Source organism: Shewanella sp. OMA3-2 (genome assembly GCF_021513195.1).
Taxonomy (GTDB): Bacteria; Pseudomonadota; Gammaproteobacteria; order Enterobacterales; family Shewanellaceae; genus Shewanella.
Window position 1 is genome coordinate 2,747,118 of record NZ_CP090974.1, and the last position, 21,332, is coordinate 2,768,449.

Below are 21,332 nucleotides of genomic sequence, written 5' to 3' on the forward strand. Positions count from 1 at the left end.
ATCGTTGTACGCTACAATGACTGCGCAGAACTTGACTCTAGAAAGTCCTGTGCAAAGCGTTGTAATACGCCACCGGCTTCATAAATTGACAACTCTTCAGCCGTGTCGACGCGACATTTTACCGCGATAGTCACTTGCTCACCGTTTTTACGGGTCATGATGACATCAAGCATAGCACCCGGTTTACGATCACCAACCACATCATAGGTTTCAGTTCCATCTATCTGATAAGTATGGCGGTTATGACCTGAAGTAAATTCAAGCGGTAACACCCCCATACCGACTAAGTTAGTACGGTGAATGCGCTCAAAACCTTCAGCAACAATCACTTCAACGCCAGCTAGACGTACGCCTTTTGCCGCCCAGTCACGTGACGAGCCTTGACCATAATCAGCACCAGCTATAATAATCAGTGGCTGCTTACGTTCCATATAGGTTTCAATCGCTTCCCACATGCGAATCACTTGGCCTTCTGGCTCAAGGCGCGCGAGCGATCCTTGCTTAACCTTGCCGTTTTCCTGCACCATTTCGTTAAATAGTTTAGGGTTAGCAAACGTAGCACGTTGGGCTGTTAAGTGATCACCTCGGTGAGTGGCATAAGAGTTAAAATCAGCTTCTGGCAAGCCCATTTTGTGTAAATAAGCCCCCGCGGCACTGTCTAACATAATCGCGTTTGATGGTGATAAATGATCGGTGGTGATGTTGTCACCTAATACCGCTAAAGCACGCATACCTTTCATGGTACGCTCTCCTGCTAAGGCACCATCCCAATAAGGCGGACGACGGATATAAGTACTTTGCGGACGCCAGTCATATTGTGGATTTACGTGACTACCATATTCGACTTTTATATCAAACATCGGCTCGTAGACTTTGCGGAATTGCTCAGGCTTAACGCTTGCTTTAACAACTGCATCGATTTCTTCATCGGTTGGCCAAATGTCTTTTAATGTGACAGCTTGACCTTGGTTATCGATACCTAAGATGTCTTTTTCAATATCAAAACGAATCGTACCGGCAATGGCGTAAGCGATAACCAAAGGTGGTGATGCTAAAAATGCTTGTTTAGCATAAGGATGAATACGGCCATCAAAATTACGGTTGCCGGATAATACTGCTGTGGCGTATAAGTCGCGATCAATCACTTCTTGTTGAATAACCGGATCAAGTGCACCGCTCATGCCGTTACACGTAGTACAGGCAAACCCAACAATACCAAAGCCTAAGTTTTCAAGTTCTGGTAATAAACCCGCTTCTTCTAGATACAACTGCACCGCTTTCGAGCCAGGTGCCAGTGATGACTTCACCCAAGGCTTGCGTAATAAACCACGGGCATTAGCATTACGCGCTAATAAGCCAGCCGCTATCATATTGCGTGGATTACTGGTGTTAGTACAACTGGTAATCGCGGCGATAATCACAGCACCATCGGGCATTTTGCCGGGTTCGTTTTCAACCACGCCACTAATGCCGCGAGCTGCTAGCTCAGAGGTTGGCACGCGACTATGCGGGTTTGATGGCCCTGCAATGTTACGGCCCACTGAAGATAAGTCAAAGTGCAGCACTCGTTCATACACAGCATGAGTAAGTGTGTCAGCCCATAAACCCGCTTGCTTGGCATAGGTTTCAACTAATTTTACTTGCGCGTCTTCTCTACCGGTTAATGTCAGATAATCAATGGTTTGCTTATCGATGTAGAACATCGCTGCGGTAGCGCCGTATTCTGGCGTCATGTTTGTAATCGTGGCGCGATCGCCAAGGGTTAAATGGGTAGTACCTTCACCATAAAACTCAAGATACGATGACACCACTTTTTGCGCACGTAGGTATTCCGTTAACGCCAATACAATATCGGTCGCGGTAATGCCAGGTTGCGGTTTACCCGTTACTTCAACACCCACAATTTCAGGTAAACGCATATAAGATGCACGACCTAACATCACGCTTTCAGCTTCTAAGCCGCCCACACCAATGGCAATAACGCCTAATGCATCAACATGGGGCGTATGACTGTCGGTGCCGACTAAGGTGTCAGGAAACGCCACACCATTCTGCGCATGCACCACTGGCGACATACGCTCTAAGTTAATTTGATGCATAATACCGTTACCCGGTTGGATAACATCAACATTTTTAAATGCCGTTTTAGTCCAGTTGATAAAGTGAAACCTGTCTTCATTACGGCGGTCTTCAATCGAGCGGTTTTTCTCAAACGCATCTTTATCAAAACCAGCATGTTCTACCGCAAGTGAGTGATCAACAATCAATTGCGTTGGCACTACTGGGTTAACTTTTGAAGGGTCGCCACCTTTTTCAGCAATCGCATCACGCAGGCCCGCTAAGTCGACTAATGCGGTTTGGCCTAAAATATCATGACAAACTACACGGGCTGGGTACCAAGGGAAGTCTAGGTCACTTTTGCGCTCAATCAACTGCTTTAACGAATCGGTGAGCATTTCTGGTGAACAGCGACGAACTAAGTTTTCGGCAAAAACACGAGAACAATAAGGCAGCTTTGCATAAGCACCTGCTTCAATAGCATCAACCGCTTCTTGGGTATCAAAGTAGTCTAAAGTTGTGCCGGGTAAAGGTTTACGATAATCAGTATTCATAACAAAATCCACGGTAGATGAGGTGATCGGTTTTAAAAAATGCTAATAATAAATCACAATGCACTAAGCATAACCGAGTAATAATAAGCATTAATCGTAACGAGCCGAACCATCATAAGATGACTCGGCCAGTAACATTAACGTTGGCTGATAGGCACCACTTTACGTGGCTCGCTGCCAACATAATCAGCACTTGGACGAATAATACGGTTGTTAGAACGTTGCTCCATCACATGTGCAGCCCAGCCAGTTAAACGTGAACACACAAAAATTGGCGTAAATAACTTAGTTGGAATGCCCATAAAATGATAAGCAGAGGCATGGAAGAAATCTGCATTACAGAATAACTTTTTGCTGTCCCACATAAACTCTTCACAGGCGACAGAAATGTCATATAAAGACGTATCACCATTTTCATGGGCTAACTTTTCTGACCAAGCTTTAATAATGACATTACGAGGATCTGAATCACGGTAAATAGCATGACCAAAGCCCATAATTTTTTCTTTACGTTCAAGCATTCCGGCCATTTGCACTTTAGCATCAGCAGGCGAGCTGAACTTTTGGATCATGTCCATAGCAGCTTCGTTAGCACCGCCGTGAAGTGGGCCACGTAAAGAACCTATTGCACCAGTGACACACGAATACATATCCGACAAGGTTGAGGCACAAACGCGCGCGGTAAAGGTTGAGGCGTTAAATTCATGCTCTGCATAAAGAATTAATGATACGTCCATTACTTTACGGTGTTGAGCAGACGGTGTTGTGCCGTTTAATAATTTAAGGAAGTGACCGCCAAGTGAGTCTTCATCGGTAGTACAGTCAATTTCTACACCTTCATGGCTGTAGCGATACCAGTAGCACATAATCGCCGGGAACGCAGCAAGCAAGCGGTTCGACGCTTTGTGTTGCTGAGTAAAATCAACTTCAGGTTCAAGGTTACCTAAAAATGAGCAACCCGTTCGCATCACATCCATCGGATGGGCATCAGCAGGAATAAGCTTTAATACCGCTTTCAAAGCATCAGGTAAATCACGCTGCGCTGTTAATTCTATTTTATACGCACTTAATTGTGCTTGAGTAGGTAATTCACCGTTAAACAATAAATAAGCGACTTCTTCAAAGGTGGCGTTGTCGGCTAAATCCGCGACATCATAACCACAATAAGTCAGCCCTGAACCTGATTTACCAACTGTACATAATTTTGTTTCACCAGCACTTTGACCGCGTAATCCTGCGCCTGATAATTTCTTGTCTACCATGATATCTTCCTTCTTATGCTTTTCGCGATTTGGCCATGCTAAACCGCGATTGTAGGGTATTTTATTTTAGTCGTAAAAGTGGCTTACACTCTTATACTGAATGATTATTTGTTTTTACCTTCAGCAAACAGGCTATCTAATTTCTGTTCATAATCGTGGTAACCTAAATAGTCATATAGATCCATGCGCGTTTGCATAGTATCAACAACCGCTTTTTGGTCGCCATCGGTTAAAATTGCATTGTAAACATTTTCAGCCGCTTTATTCATCGCACGGAATGCACTCAATGGGTATAACACCATTGCTGCGCCCCACTCGCCTAATTGTTGCTTATTCCATAATTCAGTTTGGCCAAACTCAGTAATGTTAGCCAAAATAGGCACATCTAATGCTTCAGCAAAGGCGCGATAATGTTCTTCTGTTTTAATTGCTTCGGCAAAAATACCGTCTGCACCGGCTGCCACGTAAGCTTTAGCACGCTCGATAGCGGCCTCTAACCCTTCTTGCGCAAACGAGTCAGTACGCGCCATGATGAAAAAATCAGGGTCAGTACGCGCATCAACCGCTGCTTTAATGCGATCAACCATTTCGTCTACTGGAACAATTTCTTTATTTGGACGATGACCACAACGTTTCTGTGCCACCTGATCTTCCATGTGCACAGCCGCTGCACCGGCTTTTTCCATGTCACGGATAGTTTTAGCGATATTAAATGCGCCGCCCCAACCTGTATCAATGTCTACCAACAAAGGTAAATCACACGCTGAGGTAATACGTTGCACATCTACTAATACATCATTTAATGATGTCATGCCTAAGTCAGGTAAGCCATAAGAAGCGTTGGCAACCCCCCCACCAGATAAGTAAATGGCCTGATGACCAATTTGTTTAGCCATCATTGCAGAATAGGCATTAATTGTACCCACGATTTGCAATGGTTTATTCGCTACCAATGCCTGACGAAATTTTTTACCTGCGCTCATATTCGTTCCTTGTGTCTTGATTAAAAATGTTAAAATCAGCTAATCGATTATCGGTCATCAAAATAGCCCGATATGATTAGTTCAACTTGGCTTCAATATTATTTTTGGAATACATAATGTGTCGACGCATCAAGATTTCAGCGAGTTCTGCGTCACGATTAGCTATGGCCTTCACAATATGTTTATGCTCATCATATGCGGTTGTCACTCTTGGGCCAGCCATACCTAATTGCACTCGGTACATGCGAACTAGGTGATAAATACCGTCAAATAACATACTAATGAGATGCTTATTTTTACTGCCTAAAATTATTCGGTAATGAAAATCAACATCACCCGCTTCTTGATAATAGGATTGACCGTCTTTCACTTCATCAAAGTGAGTTTGTAATAGCCCCATTAAGTCTTCTATTTCATCATGGGTCATATTTATAGCCGCTAATCTAGCCGCCATACCTTCCAGTGACTCACGTACTTGATAAAGCTCTTTTAAGCCTTCAGGGCTAAGGGCAACAACCCGAGCGCCGACATTAGCTTTACGCTCAACAATGTGACAAGCCTCAAGCCGGTTAATGGCCTCGCGAATAACTGCACGACTCACTGCATACTTTGTCGACAATTCTGTTTCACTGAGTTTTGAACCCGCCACAATTCGGCCTTCAACTATGTCATCCCGAAGCAAAATAAAGGTTTTATCTGCCGCTGTGACTGGCTTTTCATTGGCAAACATCATGTTGTCAAACTCAATTTAATAATGGTATGTCGACAATATAGCAGATTTAGAGCAGTAAACAACCTAAAAACACCAAAATTGTCGACAACAGTAAAAGTGATTTGTAAATTGGTAATCACATTATATCTGCCTAATATGTCATGGATTAATGACCGATTTGTTAGGTCAACAAAATTTTTGTTACATATCTACAGGCACACTCTATCGCTTTAAACGAATATGATGGCCTTCTGTTCTGACAAAGGGAGCGTTATAGTCGACTTAGTTATTCCAACTTAGGGCAGTTGATCTTTCATGGTCAAATTTTGTGCGAGTTAAACTGTTTTGTTGTTTATATAAGAGTGCGGCGCAAGGTGTGATGCCTAGCCTTTTAAGCGAATATCTAGCAATAAACTGATTATGAACAAAAAGCAAAATAGGTTATCCGCACCTTTAGGGCATAATTTTTAGCGACTTTTACTGCGTTATCCATTGTTTATGCAGAATGAATAATAATAGGAACCATCATGTACAGAACCAATATCCTTATCACAGGAGCAAGCTCTGGCCTCGGCCTTGGAATGGCGAAAAAATTTGCCGAAAATAACCACAACCTTGCACTATGTGCTCGCAGAATCGACTTATTAACTTTGTTAAAAGAACAATTATTAGCAATTAACCCAAATATCACTGTGTATATTTATCCGCTGGATGTAAATGATCATCAGGCCGTTTTTACTGTGTTCAAGCAATGCCAACACGATATGGGTACAATTGACAGGATTATAGTAAACGCAGGAATGGGTAAAGGAGCTTCGATTGGAACCGGTTTTTTCAAAGCCAACCTAGAAACCGCACAAACTAATTTTATTGCAGCTATTGCTCAATGCGAAGCCGCTATGGAGATATTTAGACAACAGAATAATGGTCATTTAGTGACAATATCGTCAATCAGCGCAGTCAGAGGGTTTAGACGAGCCATGACAGTATATGCGGCGACTAAGGCTGGATTAACCTCTTTATCAGAAGGTATAAGAATCGATGTGATGCACACACCGATAAAGATCACCTGTGTTCACCCTGGTTTTATTCGAACAGAAATCAACGAAAAAGTAAAAACAGTGCCCTTCAGAGTCGATTTAGAAACAGGCTGCAAAGCGATAGTTAAAGCAATCAATAAAGAGCACGCTAATGTTTATGTCCCTTCTTATCCTTGGGCACTATTACATTGGATATTGCGTATCGCGCCACTAAGCTTTATTAGAAAAATGAGTTAATCGTAAATTGCAGTTTAGCTTTAACAAAATTAAACGCTTAAAAATAACCCAGCCAAACTTTTCAATTTGGCTGGGTTATTTTTAATTTGGGAGGTAACTACACTAGAATATTGGCAAACACAGATTGTTGGTTAGCATATTGATCTGTTGTATTAGGCCGCAACAACCTGTTTGATTTTACGTAAAGGATGTAAACGATTATGAATAACTTTAATGATATCAAACTGATTCAGCGACTTAACATCTGACAAAACACAGTGATTAGACAATAACATTACTGTAGCGGCTTGCAAGCCATCTTCAACAACTAATACTAATACGTTAACGCCATTACAATTAAGTTGAAATATCTTACCTATATCGCAATAGACACATTCATCACTGGCTTGAAAAAACCAAGATTTAGGCATTTGAGGTTGTAATAAAAAATGAGCGGCGGTTGCATTAAGTGCTGTTTGTACTATGCCAGCATCAGAGATATGCAACACTTTAGGTAAAATTTCAAGCAAGCGAATATAGAACTTAGCATGTTCTACGCTAAATTCCATCATTCCTAACGCATCAGGAATAAGTTGTTTTGTTTTATATGGGGTTAAGAACTCCATCTCGGAACCTAAAGATACGCTTAGTTGCTGATATCTTGTGCTAAATTCCCAATGCCAGTCCTTATTTGGCATTAATAACATGATGCAATTTCACCTAAAAATTGAATACAAGTCGATAATAGATGATTTTTCAAACAATATCAAAATTTATTTAAAAATTATTACTGATATTTCATTACGTTAGAACAAATTGCGATCGCATAGCAGCGATCGCGGCATGATTTTTGATCTTACCAATTGATCGTTTGAGGCTATTTTGTACGATAAGCCTTAGCTATTTCAGATACTAGCTGAGGTCCTTGATAGATAAAACCACTGTATATCTGAACTAAAGTAGCGCCCGCAGTGAATTTATCGTTTGCATCCTGTGCTGAATTAATCCCGCCGACACCAATGATCGGGATCTGGCCTTGCAAACATCCCGCAAGTGTCTTGATCACTTTAGTAGAAAGATCGGTTAATGGCTTACCACTCAATCCTCCCATTTCTTGTGCGTGCTCAAGACCAGCTACCGCATCTCGCCCTAAGGTGGTATTAGTGGCAATAACACCATCAAATTTATTTTTAATCAGTGAATCAGCAATAGATTGAATTTCATCATCGGTTAAATCTGGCGCTATTTTCAATGCAACTGGCACATATTTACCGTATTTTTGTGCTAATTCTGTTTGTTTAGCTTTAATCGCACTTAATAAATCATCTAACAGTTCACCATATTGCAGTGTACGTAAACCAGGCGTATTAGGGGATGAAATGTTTACCGCAATATAAGCACTATGCTGGTACACTTTATCCATACAAATAAGATAATCATCTTTACCCTGCTCTACCGGAGTGTCTTTATTTTTACCGATATTTACACCGACTAAAACATCAGATTTTTTCGCCATCAAGTTTCGTACAAGATTATCAACACCTTTATTGTTGAATCCCATCCGGTTAATGATCCCCTCTGACGGTTTAAGGCGAAACAAACGTGGTTTATCATTACCCGATTGTGGACGAGGCGTTACTGTACCTACTTCTACATGACCAAAACCCATGGCATGAAACGCATCAATCGACTCGCCGTCTTTATCTAATCCAGCCGCTAATCCCACAGGATTTGGAAAAGTAATCCCCATACATTCAACGGGCGTTTTTGAGATATTTTGACGATAAAAGCAATTAAGCGGTGTGTTACCGGTTATTTTCAAACTTCCTATGGCCACATTGTGAGCCACTTCAGGATCTATCTGAAACATTACTTTCTGTGCGAGTTTATAAAACATGTTTTCTCCTAGGCCTAAAAAAAGCCCCGGCAATCGCCAGGGCTAGTTCACATTATAAAGAATTATTTCTGACCTTCACAATGCAAAATCAGCAAGTTAAGTTCACGTAGCGCAACGGAGAACTTAGCAAACTCATGTGTTTGAGATACTTTAAAGTCAGCTAACATATGATACCAACGTTGAAGTAAGGTTTTATTACTCTTAATCCATTGATTAATCACAACATCTGCATCGCAAGTATCGCTACAAGTACGCAGTACCGCTGAGCTTAATGCACGTTGCTGCCAGTCCAACTCTTCACGGAAAGCTGCACGTGCTAATGCTTGCCAATGGTTTGCCACTGGTTGTGCACTAATTTGTTCTAAGAACCAATGCAGTTCAACTTTTGCGCCTAGCTTAAAGTAGGTAGCCGACACTAAGTCGAGTGATTTATTCTCAATTTCAGCAATTTGTGCAATATCGAGTGCCGAGAATAATGTGCTCATTTTAGCAACAACGGTTGCGACTGACATTGGCACATTTTCTTTTGTAAGCGAGTTAATCTCTGCAGATATCGCTTTAACTTCGGCTGCTATCATATATTGATCAACGTTGTCTTTAAGCTTTTCAAATACTGGCTTAAAGAATTCAACTGTCTGTTCAATATTATGATTACGGTTACGATGACGGATAAACCAGCGACAAGCGCGACGCATATTACGACGTAATTGGTGCAGCATCTCACCCTGTACAACCGCAGGTATAACACCATTTAAATCCGTAATTGATTTAGTTAACTCATCTAAACCAAAGACTTCACGTGCCATAGTGTAACAAATAGCCGCTTCAGCAACTGTGGCGCCAGTCTCATCTTGCATACGTTGTACAAAATTGAAGCCCATGTCATTAACTAATTCATTGGCTAATGATGTGGCAATAATTTCGCCCCGTAGAGGATGCTGGACCATCTTATGGGTATATTTAGCTTGAAGTTTTTTCGGGAAGTAAGCCACTAGTAATTTACTTAAGAAACTATCTTCAGTAATTTCAGGGGTAACTAACTGTTCTTTAAGTACCATTTTTGCATAGGCTACTAAAACTGCCAATTCTGGGCGAGTTAAAGCACGACCATTAGCTAAACGATCAGCTAAGTCATCATCCGTTGGCAAGAATTCAAGGGCACGGTCTAATTTACCCTCTTTTTCTAAATACTGGATGAAACGGATCTGTTCTTTAAGCTGAGAAACACCATGAACTTGAGTCACAGAAATTGTACGTGTTTGATCTTTACAATCCTGCAGTACAATTTCGCTGACCTCATCAGTCATCTCTTCGAGTATACGGTTACGTTGCTTAACGGTTAACTCACCTTCTGCAACTAAAGTATTCAAGAAAATCTTGATATTTACTTCATTATCAGAGCAGTCAACACCACCAACGTTATCGACGAAATCACAGTTAATACGGCCACCATTAGCAGCATATTCTATACGCCCTAATTGAGTACAACCTAAATTACCGCCCTCACCGACAATTTTGACCCGCATTTCATTACCATTTACACGTAATGCATCATTAGCGCGATCACCGACTTCAGCATGGGTTTCTTTACTTGATTTAACGTAAGTACCAATGCCACCGTTCCACATCAAATCAACTGGCATTTTAAGCAGTTCTTTTAATAATTCGAGTGGGTTCATGGTGTCTTTATCGGTAGACAACATGGTTTTCATTTCAGGCGTCAATTTTAATGACTTGGCAGAACGCAAGAAAACCCCGCCGCCTTTAGAGATTAGCTTGGCGTTATAATCTTCCCAACTTGAGCGTGGGAGTTCGAATAAACGCTTACGCTCAATATAGCTTTCAGCTACATTTGGATTAGGGTCAATGAAAATATGCATATGGTTAAATGCGGCAACTAACTTGGTGTGCTCCGATAACAACATACCGTTACCAAACACGTCACCAGCCATGTCACCTATACCTAAACAGGTAAAGTCCGTAGTTTGACAATCGATGCCTATTTCACGGAAGTGACGTTTAACCGATTCCCAACCACCCCTTGCAGTGATACCCATTTTCTTATGGTCGTAACCATTACTACCACCAGAAGCAAATGCATCGCCTAGCCAGAAATCGTATTCAATCGCAATTGAGTTAGCAATGTCCGAGAATGTCGCCGTGCCTTTATCAGCTGCTACAACCAAATAGGAATCATCTTCATCATGACGCACAACATCAATTGGTGGAACAACCTCACCATTGATAATATTGTCAGTAATATCTAACAAACCTCGGATGAATAAACGGTAACATTCTTGTCCTTCAGTAAAGAATGCTTCACGTCCACCTTCAGTTGGCAGTTGTTTACAGACAAAGCCACCTTTTGCACCTACAGGAACAATGACGGTGTTTTTAACTTGCTGTGCTTTGACTAAACCTAACACTTCAGTGCGGAAATCTTCACGTCTATCAGACCAACGTAAACCACCACGGGCCACTTTACCATAACGTAAATGCACGCCTTCAATTCTTGGCGAGTAAACAAATATTTCGAATTTCGGTAATGGTTTTGGCATTTCCGGAATTAAATGAGGTGAAAATTTAAATGAGGTATAGGCCTTATAATCACCTTTAGCATCGGTTTGATAAAAGTTGGTACGTAAGGTAGCGTTAATTAAATCTAAATAACGACGAATAATACGATCATCATCTAGGCTTGATACATCATCTAATTGTTTATCTATTTGCTCGACGAATTTGCTTAATGTGCGTGTTTTAAGTTTTGGATTAAACTTACGGATAAACATTTTAACAAGCAAGTCAGCAATTTTTGGATAACGACTGAAAGTTTCTTCAATATAAGACTGACTAAATGTTGCATCAATTTGGCGCATATATTTTGCATATGCACGTAAAATTGACACTTCACGACCGTTTAAACCTGTAGATAACACCATACGGTTAAAACCATCATCTTCCAGTTTTTTCTGCCATACAAATGACAAAGCATTCTGGAAACGTTCTTGACTATCAGCTAAGTTATCAATCGCTGCACCCTGAACCGTCATTAAGAAATCAAGGATCCAGAATGTATGTCCGTCATTCGTTTTTACTTCGTACGGGCGCTCATTAATCACACGCAAACCAAAGTTTTCAAGCATTGGCAGTACATCTGATAAGTGAATAGGTTCATCTTTATGAAACAGCTTTAAACGCACCTTGTTGTTATTCAATGCCGTTTCTTGCGGCTGATAGAACAACATTCCCAACTTATGCTCATCATCTAAGGCTTCAAGATGTTGAAGATCAACAACTGCAGAGCTTGGTAATACATCGTCTTTATAACTTTGTGGAAAAGCATTGAGGTAGCGTTTAGTAAACCCAGTACCAGTTTGCTCACCTAACTCGTTATTAAGTGCAGAGTGTAATTTATCATCCCATGAGCGCGCAGCTTCAATAAGGTTGTGTTCAATCGCAGCCACATCTACTTCCATATTATTATTGTCGACTTTAATAATGTAATGCGTACGAGCAAGAGTAGACTCTGAGAAATATGTCGTAAACTCTACATCTTCATTACTATTAAAATGCTGGGCAAGAATGCGTTGGGTATCTTGGCGGAATTTAGTGTTATAACGGTCTTTAGACACATACACTAAACACGATAAGAATCGACCAAAACCATCTTTTCGCACAAACAGCTTCAACTTGTCACGGTCTTGCATTTGCAGTACACCGTGTGCCATATGTGAAAGCTCTTCCACTTTCGCTTGGATCAGCTCATCGCGAGGCAAGTTCTCAAGAATATTCATTAGGGCTTTATAGTCATGTGAACGCGGTGCTAGACCTGATTGATCTAATATACGTTGGACTTTTTCAGCCAGTAATGGAATTTCACGAGGGCTACGGTTATAAAGATTAGATGCATATAGACCGATGTAACGGTCTTCACCAATCACATTACCTTTCTTATCAAATCTTTTTACGCCGACATAATCGACATAAGCTGGGCGGTGAACTCGGCTTTTAGCAGAGCTTTTTGTAAGCACAAGTAAACTTGAATCAAGTGCTTCACGACGCGCACTTTCAGACAAGGTCGACAACAATAAACCGCGATCACTTGTCGCGGTTTTTGAACGACTCATTAAACCCAAACTGCTTTCTAAGTCAGGGACGAGTTCAACATCACCTTCGACACGTTTTAGATCGTAATAACGGTAACCTAAAAGTGTAAAGTGATGATTATTCAAATAAGTAAGAAAGTTAACCGCCTCTTCTAACTCTGATTTATCTCCAGGAAAAGGCCGATTAGGTAATTGTTTAATTGTGTCAGAAAGCTTAGCTGACATTTCTTCCCAATCCACGACCGATGCAACAACATCAGCTAGCACTGATTTAATTTCTTTTTCTATTGCTTTGATGTCTGCATCGCTATTTTGTTTATCAATCTCGATTAAGAATACGGCGATATTATCACTGGCTTTAGGTGCGTTATTGACAAACGTTACTTGAGTAACGGCTTTAGTGTCACGTACCACGGCTAATGGGGTATGTAACATCACATGGGCAGTGATCCCCATGCGGTTGAGTGCCATAGATAATGAATCTACTAAGAATGGCATATCGGGTTGAATGACTTCAATCACACTATGGGTTGACTGCCAACCATGTTTTGATTGAGTCGGATTGAACACGCGAATGTGGGTATCCCCTGTCGCAGTTTTATTAAGCGCATTCCAAAGACTCACTACTGCCCCATATAAATCACTGTCATTTCGGACATTGAGGTCGTCTCTTGACATATGGGCGTAGAGGCATTGGGCAAATTGCTCAACTTGTTTTGCTTGTGAATTAGGGATTTTTGAATGAATCAAATTAACTACATTCTCTAATAGTACAGAAGGCATTACATCTTTAAAGGCCATGTTGCAGATTCCTTAAGCGTCTATGGCAGCGCTTTTATCATTTATGGATGCTTCAGCTTGTTTGACTTAGAAACACAATTTCTAAGATCTGATGCAGAGCTTAGTACTAAATTGCTGCTATATCGAGGAAAATTTTAGTGGTACATCCTCTGAATATACAGTTTCGTAAGTGTTTTGTTGTTTAATATGCAATTAAACTCGATGTTTTAGATTAACTATGCAAAAAAAAATGGAGGGCAAAGCCCTCCATTTAATTTAAGTTATTGTTTTTACTTTCTTTTAGGCCAAAATAGCGCGGAAAGTGCTGGCAGAATAATAATGGCTCCTAACATATTCACTAAAAACATAAAGGTTAACAAAATACCCATGTCCATCTGGAATTTAAGGGCAGAAAAGAACCAAGTGCTCACACCTATGGCTAATGTTAAGCCAGTAAAGATCACTGCGCTTCCTCGCTCAACTAAGGCTTCAAAATAAGCCTGTTGTACCGGCATGCCGTTAGTCAGTTTATTTGACATAGTGGAAAGAATGTAAATTCCGTAATCGACACCAATACCAACACCTAATGCTATTACCGGTAAAGTACTTACCGCGAGGCCAATATCCAATAATGTCATCAAGGCTTGTGCAAGGGTTGATACCACATAAAGTGGAATAATAACGGCAATCGTTGCTTTAAGTGATTTAAAGCTGATTAAACATAGGAAGAACACTGCACCATAGACATAAATCATCATAGGCAGCTGTGCTTCGCTAACCGCTTCATTAGTCGCAGCCATCACACCTACAGGACCAGACGCTAATTTGAATTGTAATTTATCGCTGTTTAGTTCTGCAGCAACTTGTTTGACTTTATTAACAACCACTTCAATCGTTTCAGCTTTGTGATCTTTTAAGAAAAGATACACAGGCATAACGGAACAATCACCATTTAATAGTCCTGATGTCGTTGGCACTTGCCCTACCGCTTGCACTAGACTCGCTGTGGTGCGAGGCAATATTTGCCATTTAGGATTACCTTCATTAAAACCTGAGTTCACAGCTTTCGCAATCGATGCCAAACTCGCTGTAGACTCGACTCCAGGAGTATTAGCAACCATCCATTCAAATTGATCAATTTGATTGAGCAATGAATGATAAGTACACGCTTCTGGTGCCGCTTCAACAATAATGGTCATCACATCAGTAGTAATAGAAAAGTGATCTGTAATGAAAAAGGTATCAAGGTTATAGCGTGAATCTTGATGCAGCGCTGGAGCCCCACCTTTCAAGTCACCAATTTTCATCTGGGTTGCTTGCATAAAACCAACCCCATAAAGTATTGCTGTCAAACTTAATACAACAACCGCGTATTTTGGCGTTGCAAACTTAGACAAGCTACGCCATAGGTTTTCTACTTTAGCTTTATGCTCTGGGTTTTCTTGTGCATTAGATAAATTGGTATAAGAGATAACCAAAGGTAGCAAAATTAAGTTTGTTAAAATAATCACTGCCACGCCTAAAGAGGCAGAAATAGCTAACTCACGAATAATGCCAATATCGATGGCTAATAATGTTAGAAAACCTACCGTATCTGACAATAATGCAATACCGCCTGGCACTAATAAGCTTCTAAATGCTGATGCTGCAGCGGCTTTTGTTGCTTGTCCATCCAGCACTCTGCGACGCACAGCGTTAATCATTTGAACGCCATGACTCACACCAATAGCAAACACTAAAAACGGCACCAAAATCGACATTGGGTCTAAACCAAAGCCAACAACAGTAAGCAGCCCTAGCTGCCAAATAACCGCCATTAAACTACACAGCAATGGCAACACAGTTAACACGATTGATTTAGAAAACAGGTAAACCATCACTGCAGTAATTGCGATAGCAATTAAGAAAAACAGCAAAACCCCTTTGGCACCATCGGCAACATCACCCGCCATTTTGGCAAAGCCGATAATGTGAATTTTAATCTTTTCATTTTCAAATTGGCCACGCAACTGTTGCTCTAACTGCTGTGCAAACGCAATAGTATCGAGTGGTTTCCCCGTTTCCGGGTCAAAATCCATTAATTGAGCAGATACAATTGCAGCTGAATAATCATTTGCAATTAAGCGACCAACAATACCTGCTTTTTCAATGTTATCGCGAACAGTATTAAGGCCATACTCATCGGTTTGAAAGTCAGCCGGAATAACAGGACCGCCCGCAAAACCGTCTTCAACCACTTCAGTAAAGCGGGTTGAGGGCGAATAAAGTGATTTAACTTGTGAACGCTCAACACCGTTTATAAAGAACAACTCATCGTGCACCTTTTTAAGGGCTTCAAAGAATTCTGGATTAAATATATTACCGCTGGTGTCTTCAACCGCCACCATAATTCCATTTGCACCACCAAAATCTTTTTGATGTTTGGTATAGGTTTGCATATAAGTGTGCTGAAGCGGAATATTCTTACTAAAAGCCGCATCCATTTTAAGCTGGCTTGCTTGGTATCCTAAAAATACCGTAATAAAAATAAATGAAATAATAACCCACATCCGATTACGGAATAGGTGGGTCTCAAAACTATTGACCAGTTTTTCTAACATCGTGTCGGCCCTATTATTGTTGTTTTTGTCTTAATAAATATTATTTAGGCAGCTGAAATAGCCCTTTAGAGCCCGCAAACCAAATATCACCCTGTTTGCTTTTCGCAACTGATACAATGTTCTCACCTTGACGACGAGCGACTATTTCTGCTTTTCCATCATCAACTTTCAACACAATCCCTGCATTTCCCACAAGGTATAAATCACCATCATTAACTAACGCACCATTAATCGATGATTCAACAGGCAATTCAATTTGTTGCCAGGTATCTAAATCTGTTGATGATTGAAATACATGACCGCGTAAGCCCATTACATAAACGTTATTATCAACCGTGATGGCATTAAACATTGAACCGTCATAATCAAAGTCTACACGCTCAAATGAATGCCCCATGTCAGTTGACACAGCAACTAACCCTAACTCGCCAACCAACAACAAACGCTGTTCATCTAAGTGAATTATTCGATTAAAATGAGGTAGCAAAGCTGCTCTTTCTGATAAATAAAGCTGTTGATCTTGCTCTTTTAAATCGTTCAAATAAGACACATCTTCTTCAAACAATAATTCTTGATGAAACTCATCTTGCCAGGTTTTACCGCCATCTTCAGTACGATAAAATAAACCATATGCCCCGATAGCGATACCGTGTTGTTCAGAGAAAAAACGAACGTCTAAAAAAGGCTTTTCTAACTCGGTCGATTGCATCTGTAAAGACCATGTCATTCCACCATCATTGGTATGAATAATAGTCGCATCGTGACCAACAGCCCAGCCTAATGTATCGTTCAGAAAAAAAGCTTTCGTCAATTGGGTTACAACAGGTGTAGGTACTTGCTGCCATTGCTTATCAAATACTAAGACATGCCCACGCTGACCAACAGCGAGTAACTTATCGCCTGCATTAACAACATCTGTTATTAAAGATGTTTGTGCAAGCGGTTGAATTTGAACTGTTAAAGGATCAAGTTGTGCATTGACCGAAGCAGTATATAAACATGCACTTAATCCTATCGCGACAGCACTGCGAAGCATGCTAACCTTCATACAAACTTCCTTAAATTTAGGGGCGCAAAGCGCCCCTTTTATTTAAAAACTAATAATTAACATCTAGAATTTAACCAACTAATATTCAACAAACTAGTCTAAATTAACGAATACCCGCACGACGAAGTGCATCAGGAGTAAAGTTAGACTCTGATAAGTTTGCATCAAAGTTATACATACGGCCTTCATTGTCTAAACCCATCGCTAGATAACGGCGAGATTGAAGGTCATGGAATATTTCTAAAGTACTCCACATTGTAGGCACTTCATAATAGTTAATCGTATGTGCGGTACCAACACGGTACAACTCGTCACGATTATCATACATATCAGTTAACGATACCTGCCAAGAATCTTCATCGATATAGAAAACACGGGTTTTATAAATATGACGCATGCCTTCTTTCAACGTAGCCTTCACTTCCCATACACGATGTTTTTCCCAACGTGCGTATTCAGGATTGATATGACCAGGTTTTAAAATTTGATCATACTTAAGCTCATTAGAATGAAGCTTATAATCGTTGTAAGGAATAAAGATTTCTTTTTTACCGACTAACTCCCAGTTATAACGCACTGGTGAGCCGTTAAACATGTCGAAATCATCCGTTGTTCTTAAGCCATCAGATACAGTACCCGGTGTATCAAAAGCAACGTTAGGTGCTTTACGCACACGACGTTGTCCAGTGTTATAAGTCCAAGCCTGACGCGGTAATGCTTCTTGATCCATAGTTTCTTTTACAAGTAATGCAGTACCAGCAAGACGCGCTGGCTGTGTTACTACTTGTTTGAAATAGAACAAAGTATTGGTTTCTTTTAACTTATCTAAAGTAATTTCTGGACGAGTATATTCAAAACGTATTTCTTCAGCATTTTCTACAAGCGTGTATGAGCCACTTGAGGTCGGCGCTGCTTGACTGCGGTATGTTTCTACATCAACACCACGATAACGCAGTATGTGGTTCCAAATGACCTCTAGACCATCTTTTGGTAACGGGAATGGCACGCCAATTGTCGCGCCAGAGATACCATTTCCTTGAGCAACTAATTCAGCAGAGGTCGCATTCACTTTAATCGCATCATAAACATATTGCGGAACTGATGCTGTACGGCGCGTTTCATAGACATTCATTTGATATGTATCTGGATACAATTCAAATAACTTGTTTTGACCTGGTGTTAAAAACGCTTGGTACTGTGCCTTATTGGCATTGGTTACCGTAAACAATACTTTATCATTTGGAAAAGGATTTAAATGATGCATTCCCTTTTCATAGCCAGCAACCGGCTTTGTAATACCGCCATCCCAAGCGGGAATAGAGCCATCAGCATTAGCTGCTTTTTCTGCCCCCATAGGCGTTAAGCTTGTGCCTAATTTAGCAGCATCAGCTTCTGATACTTTCGCCATCGCAACAGGAGCACCAAGTGCAAAAATAACTGCTGCCGATAATATCGTCAGTTTCTTCATTGTTATTATCCTTTTAAATCGAATACTTGACGTTGAACGAGACATAATCTCGATCTTCCATCGCATTAGTTGTCCCTACACCACCAAAGAAGCTGTTGTAAGAGAAATCTACACCCCAACGATTCTGATATTCAAAGTTTAGCCCTAATGCAACAGACTTTTTACCTTCTGTGAATAAAAACATTGGGTCAGGTGTAATACCATCAACATCATGAGAGAAAATAATACGCGGCGCCATGTTTACACCAGCGAATACGTTGTTAAAGTCCGCTTTAGCAACTAAACGATAACCCCAAGCAAAATCTGTTGGGAATGGGTTAGTTTCAGGACCATTATGCACCGCTTGGATAATACCTGGCATAGCAGGATTACCACCAGAACGAGAAGTACCAGGACCGTTTAAGCGTAACTCATCAAAACCAGGCATGTCATGAATCCAAACACCGCCAATTTCGGCTAGCATAGTCAAATTATCGGTACCTAGTGTAGGACCAAATAAGTGAGTGAATGTCATTTGTGCTTGTGTAGTGTCTAATTGAATAAAGCCATCAACTGTTGCACCAGGCTCAGCAACATCCATCTGTGAAATACCGTCTAAATCAGGACGAATTCCCGCATTAGCTAACTGCTGTGGCATTGCTGCAAAAAGTAATTCTACATCATCTATTTGAAGCGGCTCATCTACACGATGCGCAATTTCACCTGCAACTGATGTATCACCGACTAAAGTGTTAAAGCTGAAACCGTATAATTGAATATCTTCTGGGTAAACAATTTGTGCTTTAGTAAAGGTTTCCATGCTTAGCAATAATTCACGGTCAATATTACCTTGACTCGCCGCTAACTTAGCATAATCACCACCTATACCTGCTGCGGTAAAGTTAGACGCTGTGCCACTAATAAGTGGGCGACGACTGTGGTAATTCATGTAATAGAAACCAAACTCAGTTTCAGCTAACTCAGGTGCATAATAACCAAGCTTTATACCATACTGACCATCATCGCTTGGTGTAGCCTCATCTTGAACTAAAGCGACTTTAGTTGAATAAGCTGTCATTGCAGAAGCCATTGCTGGGTTAAAATTTGTCGCAGCAGCATTAGCATACAATGCCTGGTATTCAGATATTAAAAAGTCTAGGTTGATATCGGGGTTAGAGTTAAACCCTAATTGTGCATTTTGATTATAGCCACCAAAACCTGCAAAATCGTTTGTAGCGAAGTTAGAGCCAGGTGTAGGTACCCAAATTGGTTCCCATTGGTACTGGTAAAATGCTTCAACGTTTAAGTACTCACTTAACCCTAAAGAAGCCCAAACCATACCCTGCGGACGGAAAGCTTCTTTAAGTTCAGCACCTGGTGCATTTAAGATGTTTAAATCAACTGGGTTTATGACACCAATACCATGTGGTATTAATGTACTCTCACCCCAAGACACAACCTGATTACCCACTCGGACTGTTAATGGATTTTGACCATCGTTTAAGTCCCAGTTGGCGTAGACAAAAGCATCTAATAAGCGTACATCTTTACATTGTACTTCTGACGCTCGGTCGTCTGCACACGGGTCAAAAGTATTACCTGTTAATGGATCATTAAAATCATAGCTACCATCATTTAGTTTGCGGTCATAGAAATACATACCACGAACAAACAGACCATAATTTTCATATTTCAGGGATAACTCGTGCAACCCTTTTACAATTTCAGAGGTGGTATCACCCTGCGAGTAAAGTAAGTTACTTAAATCGTTATTGCTTGAATAGGAACCTGGCTCAGCCCAGATTTCAGCGGATGTGTATTTAGTGTTACCAAATGCAGAATAACCAGACCAATCAAATTGTGGTTGATTAACCTTACCAATTTGACCTTCCCAATCACGTTCACCGACACGCCAGCTAGCACCGACAGTCCAGGTTGAATCGAAAGTACCTTCAACATCACCCCAGTCAAATGAGGCGGCAGAAGCACTTTGACTCATTCCTAAACACAAAGCCGACATTACCCCCAAAGTAATTGCCGACTTGTTAAATTTTTTCTTAACAATATTCATTTTAGCTTATCTCCGTAACCTGCTGGAATCGTTGTTATAGGAATTTAAACCAACATCTTGTTAGCCCACAGGCAACACCATTGTTACAGTATTTAACCTTGTTGAGCAAGGCCAAAATAAAGAAAATATATAATAAAATTAACGTGGTTAACGATAATACCACAACTAGAATGAGTGCTATATTTGAATTGAGTTTAGGGAACTAGAAATGAGCTGATGACAAATAATTAAAAACATTTTATTTCAGTAGTTTATTTAAAATTCGCTCGACAGCTGAACATCAAAATCAATAAATCAAACGTTTGAAGTAATTACTCTAACCTGACTAATGACTTATATCTGCCTTGACTGTCTAACTCCAGTTTAAATTGGCCGTTAATGCCATTTAGCGTCAAAAAAGGTCTAAAATATTTAGCGTTAATTTGCAAGTGCCGACCTTTAACATCAGTTAAAGCAACAGAATCACTATAACCTTGATAATACGAAGAAAACTTTCTATAGCTAATATAAATAGTAAAATAAAACTCCATTAGCGTCTCCCTATATTATCTTGATAAA

At 40.5% G+C, this 21,332-nt stretch carries 13 protein-coding genes; 1 reads left to right on the forward strand and 12 read right to left on the reverse strand.

The genetic code is table 11. The features are described 5' to 3' along the window. Positions 1-11 precede the first annotated feature (11 nt). The 4 genes from acnD to L0B17_RS12215 all read right to left on the reverse strand — a co-directional run bounded on the left by acnD (position 12) and on the right by L0B17_RS12215 (position 5,590). Complete coding sequence (gene acnD / locus L0B17_RS12200; RefSeq protein ID WP_235085144.1) at positions 12-2,612, reverse strand: Fe/S-dependent 2-methylisocitrate dehydratase AcnD; 2,601 nt, start codon at positions 2,610-2,612, stop codon at positions 12-14. A 137-nt stretch (positions 2,613-2,749) separates the two neighbouring features. Beyond that, the gene (gene prpC / locus L0B17_RS12205) at positions 2,750-3,874 is read right to left on the reverse strand and encodes a bifunctional 2-methylcitrate synthase/citrate synthase (RefSeq protein WP_235085146.1); all 1,125 of its coding nucleotides are present in this window, start codon (positions 3,872-3,874) and stop codon (positions 2,750-2,752) included. A gap of 104 nt (positions 3,875-3,978) precedes the next feature. Continuing rightward, entirely contained in the window at positions 3,979-4,857 is an 879-nt protein-coding gene (gene prpB, locus L0B17_RS12210) for a methylisocitrate lyase (protein ID WP_235085148.1), read from the reverse strand. Between the two features lie 76 nt (positions 4,858-4,933). Continuing rightward, positions 4,934-5,590: a GntR family transcriptional regulator gene (locus tag L0B17_RS12215; protein ID WP_235085150.1), complete on the reverse strand. Its 657-nt coding sequence runs from the start codon at positions 5,588-5,590 to the stop codon at positions 4,934-4,936. 506 nt (positions 5,591-6,096) lie between these two features. Here L0B17_RS12215 and L0B17_RS12220 point away from each other — a divergent pair. Then, positions 6,097-6,846: an SDR family oxidoreductase gene (locus tag L0B17_RS12220; protein ID WP_235085152.1), complete on the forward strand. Its 750-nt coding sequence runs from the start codon at positions 6,097-6,099 to the stop codon at positions 6,844-6,846. A 152-nt stretch (positions 6,847-6,998) separates the two neighbouring features. On the opposite strand, the gene L0B17_RS12225 is transcribed toward L0B17_RS12220, so the two are convergent. The 8 genes from L0B17_RS12225 to L0B17_RS12260 all read right to left on the reverse strand — a co-directional run bounded on the left by L0B17_RS12225 (position 6,999) and on the right by L0B17_RS12260 (position 21,304). Then, entirely contained in the window at positions 6,999-7,532 is a 534-nt protein-coding gene (locus L0B17_RS12225; protein WP_235085154.1) for a cell division protein ZapC, read from the reverse strand. A 170-nt stretch (positions 7,533-7,702) separates the two neighbouring features. Then, positions 7,703-8,722, reverse strand: coding sequence for a quinone-dependent dihydroorotate dehydrogenase (gene pyrD / locus L0B17_RS12230; protein WP_235085156.1), 1,020 nt, complete (start codon positions 8,720-8,722; stop codon positions 7,703-7,705). A gap of 62 nt (positions 8,723-8,784) precedes the next feature. After that, positions 8,785-13,629, reverse strand: a complete 4,845-nt coding sequence (locus L0B17_RS12235) for an NAD-glutamate dehydrogenase (protein WP_235085157.1) — start codon at positions 13,627-13,629, stop codon at positions 8,785-8,787. Between the two features lie 269 nt (positions 13,630-13,898). Continuing rightward, positions 13,899-16,208 (reverse strand): efflux RND transporter permease subunit, encoded by a 2,310-nt coding sequence (locus L0B17_RS12240; protein ID WP_235085159.1) that lies wholly within the window; start codon positions 16,206-16,208, stop codon positions 13,899-13,901. A 40-nt stretch (positions 16,209-16,248) separates the two neighbouring features. Then, on the reverse strand, positions 16,249-17,256 hold the full coding sequence (locus tag L0B17_RS12245; protein ID WP_235085161.1) for a WD40/YVTN/BNR-like repeat-containing protein: 1,008 nt from the start codon (positions 17,254-17,256) through the stop codon (positions 16,249-16,251). A gap of 103 nt (positions 17,257-17,359) precedes the next feature. Next, entirely contained in the window at positions 17,360-18,724 is a 1,365-nt protein-coding gene (locus L0B17_RS12250) for a DUF1329 domain-containing protein (protein ID WP_235085162.1), read from the reverse strand. Between the two features lie 13 nt (positions 18,725-18,737). Further along, complete coding sequence (locus L0B17_RS12255) at positions 18,738-20,774, reverse strand: DUF1302 domain-containing protein (protein WP_235085164.1); 2,037 nt, start codon at positions 20,772-20,774, stop codon at positions 18,738-18,740. Between the two features lie 311 nt (positions 20,775-21,085). Further along, positions 21,086-21,304, reverse strand: a complete 219-nt coding sequence (locus tag L0B17_RS12260; protein ID WP_235085165.1) for a DUF2835 family protein — start codon at positions 21,302-21,304, stop codon at positions 21,086-21,088. Between the last annotated feature and the right edge of the window lie 28 nt (positions 21,305-21,332).